11 protein-coding genes are annotated in these 13931 nt (G+C 69.2%); 4 read left to right on the forward strand and 7 right to left on the reverse strand.

Going from position 1 to position 13931, the window contains the following annotated elements; genetic code table 11:
- Positions 1-98: 98 nt before the first annotated feature.
- Positions 99-344 (reverse strand): hypothetical protein, encoded by a 246-nt coding sequence (locus ACFVM3_RS09650; RefSeq protein WP_340687303.1) that lies wholly within the window; start codon positions 342-344, stop codon positions 99-101.
- A 368-nt stretch (positions 345-712) separates the two neighbouring features.
- Here ACFVM3_RS09650 and ACFVM3_RS09655 point away from each other — a divergent pair, with 368 nt between their 5' ends.
- Positions 713-1021 carry a hypothetical protein gene (locus tag ACFVM3_RS09655; RefSeq protein ID WP_378437217.1) on the forward strand — a complete coding sequence of 103 codons (309 nt, stop codon included), beginning with the start codon at positions 713-715 and terminating at the stop codon, positions 1019-1021.
- A gap of 59 nt (positions 1022-1080) precedes the next feature.
- On the opposite strand, the gene ACFVM3_RS09660 is transcribed toward ACFVM3_RS09655, so the two are convergent.
- On the reverse strand, positions 1081-2277 hold the full coding sequence (locus ACFVM3_RS09660; protein WP_378437218.1) for a DUF6986 family protein: 1197 nt from the start codon (positions 2275-2277) through the stop codon (positions 1081-1083).
- Positions 2278-2281: 4 nt separating this feature from the next.
- On the reverse strand, positions 2282-3859 hold the full coding sequence (gene aceB / locus ACFVM3_RS09665) for a malate synthase A (protein ID WP_378437220.1): 1578 nt from the start codon (positions 3857-3859) through the stop codon (positions 2282-2284).
- Positions 3860-3962: 103 nt separating this feature from the next.
- On the opposite strand from aceB, the gene ACFVM3_RS09670 reads away from it, so the two are divergent.
- Positions 3963-4739, forward strand: coding sequence for an IclR family transcriptional regulator (locus ACFVM3_RS09670; RefSeq protein WP_126733446.1), 777 nt, complete (start codon positions 3963-3965; stop codon positions 4737-4739).
- 29 nt (positions 4740-4768) lie between these two features.
- On the opposite strand, the gene ftsY is transcribed toward ACFVM3_RS09670, so the two are convergent.
- Positions 4769-6076, reverse strand: a complete 1308-nt coding sequence (gene ftsY, locus ACFVM3_RS09675) for a signal recognition particle-docking protein FtsY (protein ID WP_378437222.1) — start codon at positions 6074-6076, stop codon at positions 4769-4771.
- A gap of 152 nt (positions 6077-6228) precedes the next feature.
- On the opposite strand from ftsY, the gene ACFVM3_RS09680 reads away from it, so the two are divergent.
- The gene (locus ACFVM3_RS09680; RefSeq protein WP_378437224.1) at positions 6229-7437 is read left to right on the forward strand and encodes an anhydro-N-acetylmuramic acid kinase; all 1209 of its coding nucleotides are present in this window, start codon (positions 6229-6231) and stop codon (positions 7435-7437) included.
- A gap of 9 nt (positions 7438-7446) precedes the next feature.
- A complete protein-coding gene (locus tag ACFVM3_RS09685) occupies positions 7447-9030 on the forward strand; it encodes a sodium:solute symporter (protein WP_378437226.1) in 1584 nt (527 codons plus the stop codon).
- A 71-nt stretch (positions 9031-9101) separates the two neighbouring features.
- On the opposite strand, the gene smc is transcribed toward ACFVM3_RS09685, so the two are convergent.
- From smc to ACFVM3_RS09700, 3 genes are all read right to left on the reverse strand, one after another.
- Complete coding sequence (smc, locus tag ACFVM3_RS09690; protein ID WP_378437228.1) at positions 9102-12701, reverse strand: chromosome segregation protein SMC; 3600 nt, start codon at positions 12699-12701, stop codon at positions 9102-9104.
- Between the two features lie 88 nt (positions 12702-12789).
- Positions 12790-13077, reverse strand: coding sequence for an acylphosphatase (locus ACFVM3_RS09695; RefSeq protein ID WP_378437230.1), 288 nt, complete (start codon positions 13075-13077; stop codon positions 12790-12792).
- Between the two features lie 253 nt (positions 13078-13330).
- Complete coding sequence (locus ACFVM3_RS09700; RefSeq protein ID WP_378437232.1) at positions 13331-13852, reverse strand: hypothetical protein; 522 nt, start codon at positions 13850-13852, stop codon at positions 13331-13333.
- Positions 13853-13931: the final 79 nt, after the last annotated feature.

Raw genomic sequence — 13931 nt, forward strand, 5'->3', positions numbered from 1 at the left:
CCGAGGCCCGCGAACGCCTGGCCGGCCTCGCCCGCCGTTCCGGAGTGCTGGTGTTCGCCTCTCACTCGACGACGTACTCGCGGCCTATCACGGCTGATTCAGAGAAAGATCTTGACCAGCTGGTCCTGGCCGTCCGGATCCCGCAGCACGACCTGCTTGCCCGCGCGAAGTTCCGCGTCGACGAACTCGTAGACCAACAGCGCGCGGTTGACCAGGTCGACCTTCTTCAATCCGGTGCGCTCCTGCAGTTTGCCCAGCGCGTCGACCGCCTCGGCGATCAGCGCGACGTTGACGCGATCGACCACCGCGGGGCGGCCGGTCGCGGTCTCCTCGACCGATGGCATATCCGCTCCCTTCCCCTGCGGCGAAGAGCCGCCTGTCCATGCTGACACAGAGGACACATGTTAACCACGCTTTCCACACCGAAAATGTGCGAGATGGGTTGCGGCCTTCCTCACGACGGTCCTACAGTGGGTCTCGGCCCTCCGGGGCCGAACCGGATCGGCATCCGTCCATGCGACGGACGGCAAGTGCGACCACTCACTTCGCCGGTCTGGCAGGAGGAACGCGGCGTGCGAACTGGAGGGAAGTTCGCGAGCCGCAGATGTGAGGGGAAACGGAGGCGGCTGGGAAGTCGCCTCCGCGATGAAAGTGGTCCCCAGCTTGACGCGCCAATCCCGGCTCGCCTGACTGGGTCGGAAAGGGCATGCGCATGGCTGCCGAAATCGAGGGCCCGGGAGAGACCGCGCCCGTGGAAGCAGTACAGAGCTGGGACGAGACACCGACCCCGCTCGCCAGGATAAGGATCGAAACGACCGAGCTGAAGGCCGAAGCGGCGGTGCCCGCCACCGAAACCCGTCGGCTCCTCGCGACGATCCTGAACACGTTGTTGGTGCTCGGAGCCGTACTCGGCCCGGCGCTCACGTTGCAGGTGGTTCCGGCCACCTTTCCGGCGTGGGCGACGGCGGGAACGGTCGCGGCCCAGCTCGCCATGCTGGTGCTCGTCGCGAAGTCCGACTGACACCGGCGAGCAGCGGCTGAGCGAACGCCTGCCACGAAAGGCGCTCGCTCAGCCGCTCCTCACACGGTCCGTCGCGCGTAGCCGTCCAATTCCGCCCGGGAGAACGAAAGCTCCCCCACGTCCACGGCTCCGCAATCCAGCCCGCGCACCAAGAAACTCGCCAAGGCCTGAGCGGTCGCCGGTTCGTCGAGCACACCGCGCCCGGTCTGGTCCGCGTAGTCCCGCAACCGGCCCAGCGCGGCCGGGAAACCCTCGCGGAAGAACGCGTACGTCGCGGCGAACCGGGTCGGCAGCTGATGCGGATGCAGATCCCAGCCCTGGTAGAAACCTCGCTCCAGCGATCGCCGCACCAGCCGCAGATGTTCGCGCCAGGCAGGGAGGATCGCGTCGCCGACGGGCAGCTTGTTCGTCGAGCCGTCGGAAAGCCGGACCCCGGTGCCCGCGGCCGAAACCTGCATGAGCTGCTTGGCGAAATCGGCGGCCGGATGTTCCATGCTCTGGTACTCGGCGCTGATCCCGAGCCCGGCACTGTAGTCGTAGGTTCCGTAGTGCAGGCCCGAACACCGGCCGCGCGCGGCTTCGATGATCCTCGGGACCGCCACCGTCCCGTCGATGTCCACAATGGACTGGGCCGTCTCGATCTGGACTTCGAACCGCAGCGCGCCCTCCGGCAACCCGTACGCGGCTTCGAGACGCTCCAGGACATCCGCCGCCACTTCGACCTGTTCGACGGCGGTCACCTTCGGCAGCGTGACGACGAAACCTTCCGGCAGCGGACCGCTTTCCAGCAACCCGGCCAGGAAGAGATCGAGCGTGCGGATGCCGCGACGGCGGGTCGCCTGCTCGAAGCTCTTGAACCGGATGCCGACGAACGGTGTGCCGCCTGTGACGGCCAGGGTCCGCCCGGCGGCGAGCGCGATGGCGTCCTCTTCGTCGTCGCCCGGCCTGCCGAGACCGTCCTCGAAGTCGATCCGCAGATCCTCGATCGGCTCGGTCAGCAGTTTGGTCCGGACCCGGTCGGCGATGTCCGCGTCCAGGCCAAGCTGGTCGGCGTGCTCACCGAAGACCCGCAGCGCCTGCTTGCCCCAGTCCGCCACGAGCCGCGTCTTGTACTGCGACGCGGGCACGTACACGGTGTGCACGGGCTGACGGCCGGGCGGCTCGCCGGGGTACTTGGCCGCGACGCGCGCGTCGGCCTTGGCGAGGCGCGCGTCAGCGGCGGTGTAAACGTCCTCGGTGAGCCGCCCGTTCCCCATCTGTCTACTTGATCCGTTCGTAGGCGGGCAGGGTCAGGAAGTCCGGGAACTCGTCGGCGAGCGCGACCTGCTCGAACAGCTCGACGGCGGGCTCCAGCAGCTCCGGCTTGATCTCGGCGGCGAGTTCACCGCGGACCTCGGCCAGCACACCGCGCACCAGCTCCTCGGTGACCTTGTCGCCGGTGTCGAGCTGCGTGCCGTTGCGCACCCACTGCCACACCTGCGAACGCGAGATCTCCGCGGTGGCGGCGTCCTCCATCAGGTTGTGGATGGCCGCCGCGCCGTTGCCGCCCAGCCAGGAGGCGATGTAGCGGATGCCGACGTCGACGGCGGCACGCAGCCCGGCCGCGGTGGCGCTGCCCGGAGTCGAAGCCGCGTCGAGCAGCTGGTCGGCGGTGACGGACACCTCGTCGCGGGTGCGGTCGAGCTGGTTCGGCTTCTCGCCGAGGACCTTGTCGAACTCCTCGCGGCAGATGTCCACCATGCCGGGGTGCGCGACCCAGGAGCCGTCGAAGCCGTCGCCGGCCTCACGGCTCTTGTCGGCACGGACCTTGTCGAGCGCCGCGGCGGTGACTTCCGGGTCCTTGCGGTTCGGGATGAACGCGGCCATCCCGCCGATCGCGAACGCGCCGCGCTTGTGACAGGTGCGCACCAGCAGTTCGGTGTACGCGCGCATGAACGGCGCGGTCATGGTGACCGAGTTGCGGTCCGGCAGGACGAACTTCTCGCCGGCGTCGCGGAAGTACTTGATGACGCTGAACAGGTAGTCCCAGCGGCCGGCGTTGAGACCGGAAGCGTGTTCGCGCAGTTCGTAGAGGATCTCCTCCATCTCGAACGCGGCCGGGATGGTCTCGATCAGCACGGTCGCGCGGACGGTGCCGTGCTCGATGCCGAGCGTCTTCTCCGCGTGGGTGAAGACGTCGTTCCAGAGCCGGGCTTCGAGGTGGCTCTCCATCTTCGGCAGGTAGAAGTACGGGCCCTTGCCGCGGTTGAGCAGTTCCTGCGCGTTGTGGAAGAAGTGCAGGCCGAAGTCGACCAGCGCGCCGACGGCCTGGCGCCCGCCGAAGGACAGGCCGCGCTCGTCAAGGTGCCAGCCGCGCGGGCGGACGACGATGGTCGCGTGCTCGACGTCGTCACGCAGGGCGTAGCTCTTGCCGCCGCTTTCCAGCGTGATGGTCTCGCGGACCGCGTCGTACAGGTTGACCTGACCGGAGACGACGTTCGCCCAGTGCGGCGTGTTGGCGTCCTCGAGGTCGGCGAGCCAGACCTTGGCGCCGGAGTTCAGCGCGTTGATGGTCATCTTGCGGTCGGTGGGGCCGGTGATCTCGACACGGCGGTCGCGCAGCGCGGGCGGGGCCTCGGCGACCTTCCAGTCGCCCTCGCGGATCTCCTTGGTCTCCGGCAGGAAGTCGAGTTTGCCGGTGGTCCTGGCCTCCTCGCGGCGTTTGCTCCTGGCCTGCAGCAGCTCGTCGCGGCGGGCGGCGAAGGCCTCGTGCAGGCCGGCGAGGAAGGCGAGCGCCTCCGGCGTGAGGATTTCGTCCCCGCGCTCGACCGGATCGCCGAGCACCTGAGCTTCAGACATGAGTAACACCCCGAGTTCGGAAAGATAACGTCCCTACGGTTTTACATGACGGACTATAGTTTCTGCATAGCGGAACATCAACGCCGACGTAAGGAGTACCACGGTGGCAGCGGAGAAGAACGGGCGCGACGGCGGCGTCCAGTCCCTTCAGCGGGCCTTCGAGCTCCTCGAGCATCTCGCGGACACCGGCGGGGAGGCCAGCCTTTCGGAGCTGGCGACCCTGTCCGGGTTGCCGATGCCGACCATCCACCGGCTGATCAGGACGCTGGTGGACCTGGGCTACGTCCGGCAGAACACCAACCGCCGGTACGCGCTGGGCGCCCGCCTCATCCGGCTGGGTGAGAACGCCAGCATGCAGTTCGGCTCGTGGGCGCGGCCGCTGCTCGCGGAGCTGGTCGACGAGGTCGGCGAGACCGCGAACCTCGCCGTCCTGGAGCGGGACGAGGTCGTGTACGTCGCCCAGGTGCCCTCGAAGCACTCGATGCGGATGTTCACCGAGGTCGGACGGCGTCTCCTGCCGCACGGCACCGGCGTGGGGAAGGCGATGCTCGCGCATTTGCCGTCCGACGACGTCACGGCGCTGCTCGCCAGGACGGGTATGCCCTCCTACACCGAGCACACCTTCACCGACCAGGACGCGCTCCTGCGCGAGCTGGCGAAAATCGCCCAGCAGGGTTACGCACTCGACGAAGCCGAGCAGGAGCTGGGCGTCCGATGCGTGGCCGTCGCGGTGCCGGGCGCGCCGGTGCCCGCGGCCGTCTCGGTGTCCGGGCCTTCGGGACGGCTCACGATGGAAGCCGTCGAGCGGATCGCGCCCGTCGTCCAGCGGATCGCGAACTCGCTCGGATCGACCCTTTCGAAGGACGGGGTCACCGTTTGAGCCTGGTCGCCAAGCTCAAGTGACATCCGCTAGCTGCTGAGCAGAGCCTCGACGAACGCGCCCGGCTCGAACGGCGCCAGATCGTCCGGCCCCTCCCCGAGACCGACCAGCTTGACCGGCACGCCGAGTTCGCGCTGCACCTGGAAGACGATGCCGCCCTTCGCGGTGCCGTCCAGTTTGGTCAGGACGATGCCGGTGACGTCGATGACCTCCGAGAACACGCGAGCCTGCATCAGCCCGTTCTGCCCGGTGGTGGCGTCGAGCACCAGCAGCACCTCGTCGACCTTCGCCTGCTTCTCGACGACTCGCTTGACCTTGCCCAGCTCGTCCATCAGGCCGGTCTTGGTGTGCAGACGGCCGGCGGTGTCGATCAGGACCGCGTCCACGCCCACCTCGGTGCCGCGTTTGACGGCGTCGAAGGCGACCGCCGCCGGGTCCGCGCCTTCCTTGCCGCGCACGACCTCCGCGCCGACCCGCTCCGCCCACGTCTGGAGCTGGTCCGCCGCGGCGGCGCGGAAGGTGTCGGCCGCGCCGAGCACCACGGTGCTCCCCTGCGCGACGAGCACCCGGGCGAGTTTGCCGGTGGTGGTCGTCTTGCCGGTGCCGTTGACCCCGGCGACCAGCACCACGGCGGGCTGCTTCACCCCGTCGACGGTGTGCGGCAGCGCGCGGACGGCCCGGACCGCGTCGGTCGACAGGGCGGAGGTCAGCACCTCCTGCAACACCGCGCGCGCCTCCTCGGAGGTCCGCACCGCGCGGCGCTTCAGCTCGTCACGAAGACGCTCGACGATCTCGGTGGTCGTCGCGGCACCAAGGTCCGCCATGAGCAGCGTGTCTTCGACGTCCTGCCAGGAATCCTCGTCCAGATCACCGGCGCCCAGCAGGCCGAGCAGGCTCTGCCCGAACACCGAACGGGACTTGCCCAGCCTGCCGCGCAGCCGCTCCAAGCGGCCGGAGGCCGGGGCGATCTCGTCGGCGGGAGCGGGCGCGGGCGCGGTTTCCTCGGCAGGCTCGGGGAGTTCGACGTCGCGCACCGTGCGCTGCGCGGAATCCCTCGGCACCGCCGCGTCGTCTCCGACGGCGGGCTGCCCGTCGGTCTCCGGGCGATCCTCGACCGGGTGTTCCGGTTCTTCCTCGGTCTTCTCGCCGCCGGGGGCGAGAGCGATCCCGCCGGTCGCGGTATAGCCGCCGCCCTTCGGCTTCTCGACGACATCGGCAGCCTTGGACTCGTCCAGGCTGATCCGGCGGCGGCGCGCGATGAACAGCCCGGCCACCAGAACGGCGACCAGGACCACGACGGCAACGACAACGATCCAGAACCAGGGGGTACTCGACACGGCGCCATCCTCGCATCCGCACCCCGTCGCGCTCAGACGCCCCACGGGAAGGAAGCCGATCTTGTCAAGCATCCACTGGATAGGACTCATTTCGGACAAGAAGAAACGGTCCGGCTTGCGCGATCTCCGGACCGACGGCTAGACCACTCCGAATGACGGTTTCTTCCGGCACTGGGGTCCGGGTGATCGGGCTCATCTCCGGCACATCGATCGACGGGATCGACGTGGCGGCCGCCGAACTGCACGCCGACGGGGACACCGTGGTGCTCTCCCCGCTCGGCCAACTGGAAGTCCCTTATCCCGATGAGCTCCGCGAGGCCTTGCTCGCCGCCCTGCCGCCGAGCCCCTGCGACGCCGAACAGCTCACGAAACTCGACACCCTGGTGGGCCAGGCCTTCGCCGAGGCGGCCGCTCGCGGGGTCGAGGAACTGGCCCGCGGCGAGGCGGACGTCGTCGCCTCGCTGGGCCAGACGGTGTTCCACTGGATCGAAGACGGCGTCGCGCGTGGGACGCTGCAACTGGGGAACCCGGCGTGGATCGCCGAACGCACCGGGCTGCCGGTCGTGGCCGACCTGCGCGTCCGGGACGTCGCCGCCGGCGGGCACGGCGCACCGCTCGCCAGCACGCTGGACGCGTTGTGGTTACGGGAAATGGCCGCTTCCGGTCCGGTCGCGGCGCTGAACATCGGCGGGATCGCGAACATCACCGTGGTCCCCGCCGACGGCGACGTCCTCGCCTACGACACCGGTCCTGGCAACGCGTTGATGGACATCGCCGCACACCGCGTCACCGGACTGCGTGCCGACGTCGACGGAGCGCTCGCCCTGCGCGGAAACGTACGGCCCGACCTGCTGGCGAAGCTCCTGCTCGACCCGTACTACGCGGCAGAGCCGCCGAAGTCGACCGGCAAGGAACTGTTCCACGGCACGTATCTCGACGAGGCGCTCGACGGGCTCCCGCCGGTCGGCGCGGAAGACCTCTTGACGACGCTGACCGAACTGACCGCCGTGACCATCGCCGCGGAATGCCGTCGCCACTCGATCGCCACGCTGATCGTCTCCGGCGGCGGTGCCGACAACCCGGCGCTCATGGCCACGCTCACCAGGAACCTGCCGGATACGGCGCTGAAGACCAGTGACGACCACGGGCTGCCCCGCGCGGGCAAAGAGGCATACCTGACCATTCTGCTCGGCTGGCTGACGTGGTCCGGCGTCCCGGGGAACCTCCCGTCGGCGACCGGCGCCCGCGGCGACCGGCTGCTCGGCAGCATCACCCCGGGCGCGGGCCCCCTGCGGCTCCCCGCCCCGCACAGCTCAACCGTGACCCGGCTACGGGTGGCGGCGAAGACCGGCGAGCGATAGGAGATACGGATGCGCGCACTTGACCTCGCGATCATCGGGCTTTTTCTGGTCGGCATGCCCTTGCTGGGCGTCTGGATCGGCGGCAAACAGAAATCCGGGTCCGACTACTTCGTCGGTGAAGGCAAGATCTCCTGGTGGGTGGCCTGCCTCTCGGTGGTCTCCGCGGAGACGTCCACCCTCACCGTGCTCTCCGTGCCGACGGTGGCCTACATCGCCACGCCCGGCGACGGCGGGATGACGTACCTGGCACTGGCGATCGGGTACATCGCGGGCCGGATCGTGGTGTCGATGGTGCTGTTGCCGCGGTACGTGGCGGGCAACCTGGTCACCGCCTACGCCTTCCTCGGCAAACGCTTCGGCAGCGGGCTGCAGGGCACCGCGTCGGTGACCTTCCTGCTCACTCGCACCCTGGCCGACGGTATCCGGCTGTTCGCCACCGCGATCCCGATCAAGGTGGTGATGGCGGCCTACGGCCTGAACGTCTCGTACTGGACCATCGTGGTCGGCCTCGGTATCGCGATGGTGCTCTACAGCTTCTTCGGCGGGGTCCGCGCGGTCGTCTGGGTCGACGCGATCCAGATGCTCTGGTACGTCCTCGGCGCGGTCGTGGTGATCTGGGTGATCTCCGGCAGGCTGCCCGACGGCTGGTTCGGCAAGGCCGTGGACGCCAACAAGTTCCAGCTCTTCGACTTCTCGTCGAACATGCTCACCGGCCAGTACGCGTTCTTCACCGCGTTGATCGGTGGCGCGGTGCTCTCGATGGCGTCGCACGGTTCGGACCAGCTGATCGTGCAACGCCTCCAGGCGACCAACGATCTGCGCGCCGCGCGGAAGGCCTTGGTGGCCAGTGGTTTCGTGGTGTTCCTGCAGTTCGCGCTGTTCCTGTTCATCGGTGTGCTGCTGTGGGTGCTGTACAACGGTCTCGCCCCGACGAAGCCGAAGCCGGAAGGACTCGGGCTGGCCAACAAGGACGAACTGTTCGCGAACTTCATCGTCAACGACCTGCCGAGCGGCCTGTCCGGGTTCGTGATCGCCGGGATCCTCGCCGCCGCACTGAGTTCGTCGCTCGGCGCGCTGGCATCGTCCACGGTGACCGACGTCTACGAACGGGTGATCGGCCGGGAACTCCCGGAAGCCGACCGGCTGAAGCACGGCCGGATCTGGACGATCGTCTGGGCGGGCGCGCTGATCCTGTGCGCGGGCCTGTTCGCCTCCTCCAACAAGACCTCGGCCGACCCGATCGTGGTGCAGGCACTCGGCATCACCGGCTACACCTACGGCGCGCTGCTCGGCGCGTTCCTCCTGGGCCTGCTGATCAAGCGGGCGCGGCAGGCGGACGCGATCGTGGCGTTCGTGTCGACGGTGATCGTGATGGCCTTCATCATCCTGGGCGTCAAGTTCAACAAACCGGACGGCAGCCTGATCGGTGTCGACTTCAGCAAGGTTTCCGGGAACACCGTGGCGCTGGCGTGGCCTTGGTACACGCTGTGCGGTGTGGTGATCACGCTCGTGGTGGGCGGGTTGCTGTCGCTGCGGCACGGGAGCGTGGACCCGCTGGCCGAACCGGACGTGAAGGAGTCGACGCCGGTTTAGCCCCTCCCCGAACGCTATGAAAGGTCCTTTCCTTGCAAATTTTGCAAGGAAAGGACCTTTCATAGCACGCGCTAGGCGGGAACCGGGTCCTCTTCGGACGTCCGCAGCCGCTGCGAGATCACCTTCGTGATGCCGTCGCCCTGCATCGAAACGCCGTACAGGGCGTCTGCGATCTCCATGGTCGGCTTCTGGTGGGTGATGATGATCAGCTGCGAAGAGTCCCGCAACTGCTCCAGCAGCCCGATCAGCCGTCGCATGTTGGTGTCGTCGAGCGCGGCCTCGACCTCGTCCATGACGTAGAAGGGCGAAGGCCGGGCGCGGAAGATCGCCACCAGCATGCCGACGGCGACGAGCGACTTCTCGCCACCGGAGAGCAGCGAGAGCCGCTTGACCTTCTTGCCCGGCGGGCGCGCTTCGACGTCGACACCGGTGGAAAGCAGGTCGTTGGGCTGAGTGAGCACCATGCGCCCCTCACCGCCCGGGAACAGCACGCTGAACACCGTCTCGAACTCGCGCGCGACGTCCTCGTACGCCGACGCGAAGACCTCGAGGATCTTTTCGTCGACCTGCTTGATGACGGCTTCGAGGTCCTTGCGGGTGTCCTTGAGGTCTTCGAGCTGGGTCGAGAGGAACTTGTACCGCTCCTCCAGCGCCGCGAACTCCTCCAGCGCCAGCGGGTTGACCTTGCCCAGCAGGCTCAGGTCCTTCTCCGCGCGCTTGGCCCGGCGTGCCTGGGTGTCGCGGTCGAACGGCATGGGCGGCGGCGGAGTGACGTCCTCGCCGCGTTCCTTGGCGGCCTCGTACTCGGCCATCTCCCCCGCGCTCGGCGGCACGGGGACGTCCGGGCCGTACTCGGCGACGAGGTCCTCGAGACCGATGCCGAAGTCTTCGGCGATCTTGGTTTCGAGCTGTTCGAGCCGCAGCCGCTGTTCGGCGCGCAGCACCTCGTCGCGGTGGACGGCGTCGGTGAGCTTCTCCAGTTCGCCGGTCAGTTCGCGGACCTTGCTGCGGACCTGGGTCAGCGCGGTCTCCCGCGACTGCCGCCGCGCCTGCGCCTCGTCCCGTTCGTGGGCGGCGCGCTGCACGGAGACCTCGATGCGCTCCAGCGCGATCTCACCGCCGTTGACCACCGCGTTGGCGATCTCGGCGCCGCGTTTCCGGGCGGCCCTGGACTTTTCGGCGCGTTCGCGCGCCTGCCGCTCGGCGTGAGCGGCCCGGCGGAGCGACTCGGCCTTGCCCTGGATGCTCCGCGCGCGTTCCTCGGCGGTGCGCAGCGCGAGCCGGGATTCCATCTCCTCCTGGCGGACCGTGCCGAGGTCTTCGGCTGCCTGGTCACGCTCGGCGGTGTCCGGATCCTCGTCGACCTCCTGGTCGGCGACGGCGGCCAGCCGCTCTTCGAGTTCGGCGAGCTGCCGCATCGCCTCTTCGCGGCTCTGCTCGACCTTGGCGCGCTGGTTGCTCAGCCGGTCCATTTCGGCCTGCGCGGCACGCGCGGCCTGCTGCATCCGGTTCAGGCGCTCGGACGAGCGCGCCTTGCGGACCTTCGCGTCCCCGAGCGCTTCCTTTGCCCTGCCGACCTCTTCGCGACGGGCGGCCTGTCCGGCGCGGGCGCCTTCGAGTTCCGCGGCGGTGCGTTCCAGCGCGCGCTCGGCGGCGCTCAGCCGATCGCTCGCCTCGTCGACCGCGGCCTGCACCTCGATGACGCTCTCGCTGCGGGCGGACCCGCCGACCGCCCAGCGCGCGCCGAAGACGTCGCCTTCGGGCGTGACCGTACTGACTTCGGGATACACCTCGACGAGACGGCGCGCGGACTCCAGACCGTCCACAATGGCCACTCGGTCCAGCGCGTGCTCGACGGCGGACCGCAACGCGGGCGGCGCGGTGACGACTTCACGCGCCCAGCGCGCACCCTCGGGCAGCGACGGCCAGCCACTCGTGTCCACAGTGGACTCCAGCCCGCCGAGCAGAATGCCCGCGCGGCCGGAATCGTTGTCCTTCAAGAACTTCAGCGCGGCGAGCGCGTCTTCGCCACCGTTGACCGCGACCGCGTCGGCGACCGGTCCGAGCGCCGCGGCCAGCGCGACTTCGTGGCCCGCCTCGACGGTGAGCAGGGCTGCCACCGAACCGAGCAGGCCCGGCAGTTCATGCTGCGCGCCCAGCAGAGCCCCCGCGCCGTCCTTGCGCCGCAGGCCCATCGACAGTGCCTCGACACGGGCCTTCTCCGACGCGATCTCGCGTTCGGCGGCCCGCTCGGCCTTGACCAGTTCCTCGACCCGCGCCTTGGCGGCGTTGTTGGCCTCCACCGCGCGGTCGTGATGGGCCTGCAGGTCGGAATCGTCGGATTCCTCGACGCCACCCGCGGCCTTGGCCTCTTCGAGTTCCTCGACAGCGATCTCCGCCCGCTCGGCGGCCTCTTCGAGTGACACGGTGAGCCGGTCGATCTCGTCGGAGGTGGCGCCGTTCTTGCTGCGCAACGCCTCGACCTGACCGGAGAGCTTCGCGAGCCCTTCCCGGCGGTCGGCGATCGCGCGGACGGCGGCCATATGCGCCCGCTCGGCGGCCTGGACGAGGTGTTCGAGCTGCTCACGCCGCTGGACGGTCTCCGAAAGCACCATCCGGGCCTCGGCGACGGCCTCGTTGAGTTCCTGCTCCCGCTCGGCGACCTGCTCGGCCTCGGCGAGCAGCTCGTCGGGGTCGCGGCCGGTGCTCGCCTGCTGCACGTCGGACGACAGGTGCCGCTGACGCTCCAGCGCGAGCCGCACGGTGCCGCGCAACCGTTCGGTCAACGCGGAAAGCTTGTACCAAGTCTCCTGTGCGGCGGCCAGTTTCGGCGCGTCCTCGGCGAGCGACGCTTCGAGCTCGGCCTCCTCGGCGGCGACGATCTCCAGCGCCTGCTCGACTTCGGCGCGACGCTGACGGGCGACACGCTCGTCGGCCTCTTCCTTGGCGATGCCTTCGCGCTGGGTGACCAGGTCGTGGGCGAACAGCCGCAGCCGCGCGTCGCGCAGTTCGGACTGCACCCACTGCGCCTTGCGGGCGATCTCGGCCTGTTTGCCCAGCGGTTTGAGCTGGCGGCGGAGCTCGGTGGTGAGGTCGCCGAGACGGTCGAGGTTGCCCTGCATGTTCGCGAGCTTGCGCAGGGTCTGTTCCTTGCGCTTGCGGTGCTTGAGGACACCGGCGGCCTCTTCGATGAAGGCGCGGCGCTCCTCGGGTTTCGATTCGAGGATCGCCGAAAGCTGCCCCTGCCCGACGATGACGTGCATCTCGCGGCCGATACCGGAGTCCGACAGCAGTTCCTGCACGTCCATCAGGCGGCAGCGGTCGCCGTTGATCTCGTACTCGCTCGCGCCGTCACGGAACATCCGGCGGGTGATCGAGACCTCGGAGTACTCGATGGGCAGCGCGCCGTCGGCGTTGTCGATCGTCAGGGTGACCTCGGCGCGCCCGAGCGGGGCGCGGCCGGCGGTCCCCGCGAAGATGACGTCCTCCATCTTGCCGCCGCGCAGGTCCTTCGCGCCCTGGGTGCCCATGACCCAGCGGAGCGCGTCGAGGACGTTCGACTTGCCGGAACCGTTCGGTCCGACCACACAGGTGATGCCCGGCTCGAAACGCAACGTCGTCGCCGAGGCGAAGGACTTGAAGCCCTTGAGCGTCAGGCTCTTCAGGTGCACGTCGTGCTGACCCCTCTGGCTGCGGGAACCGGTCTTTCAATCGACCCAGGCTACCTGTGTGCTCACGGTGATCGTGGGACGCCGGGCCTCAGCGCTCCACGAACCCGCGAAGCCCACCTTTCGCGGGCGACCACCGCTCGACGACGTGATCCACACTTCCGGGTGATTCCCCGGATCGCAGGGCGGTCAAAAGCCGCTCACAGTGTTCGCGATCACCCTCCGCTATCACCTCGACACGTCCGTCGGCCAGATTGGCCGCGCTGCCGACCAACCCCAGTTCAAGCGCCCTGCTGCGTGTCCACCAGCGGAAACCGACCCCCTGCACCCGGCCGTGCACCCACGCGGTCAGCCTGATGTGCGTTACTTCTTCACTCACGTCCCCTATCGTGCACCATGCGGATGAACGCGGAGGGTGAACACCACGTTCGCTGTAGTTCGCAGACGGTGAAGCGGCGGTGATAATCTCCGCGCCGGGTCCCCACTTTGGGCTACCTCGCCCGGGTAGCCGAACTCCCCGAAGTCCCCCATCCGAGGAGCCAGCACATGCCCCGTCCCGACGGGTCTGATCCGAGCGCACGCGTGTCCGTGGCACCGCCGCGTGGCGCCACCGGCAAGCTCAACCGCGCAGGCTACGCCGTACTCGGCGTCAGCGGCCTCGTGGTGGCGACGGCCTTCGCCGCGATCGCCGAACTCGCGGGCCCCGGCGTCTCCGCCACCGCGGGCGGCACCGGTGTCCCCGGCGGCGGACAGGGCATCGCCCCCGCCGGCGTCCAGCTGGTCCCTGGCAACGCCGTCCCCGGCGGCCCGATGACCGTCAGCGGCTCGCCGACGCCGGGCGCGCCCTCCAGCTCGACCGCACCGCCGACCACGGTGACCTCGGTCGGGGCGGACGGCAAGGAGACGACGAGCGTCGTCACCCCGCCCCCGCCGAACCCGGGCCCTGGCCCTGGTCCCGGGCCGGGCACCACGGTCCTGCCGCCGACGACGACCACGACACCCCCGCCGAAGACCACCACCACGACCACGCCGCCGAAGACGACCACAACTACGACCACCCCGCCGGAGACCTCGTCGACTCCGCCGGGCGGCGGCTCCAGCACCAGTGGTGCCCCCAGTGAGTCGACTCCGGGCCGGTCCAGCACCTCCGGCACCGACACGTCCACGAGCAGCGCTCAGTAGGACTTGGGGTCGTGAAGGCCTCCTTGCCTACCTTGAGGGTGGGGAAGGAGG

Source organism: Amycolatopsis sp. NPDC057786 (assembly GCF_042797905.1).
Taxonomy (GTDB): Bacteria; Actinomycetota; Actinomycetes; order Mycobacteriales; family Pseudonocardiaceae; genus Amycolatopsis.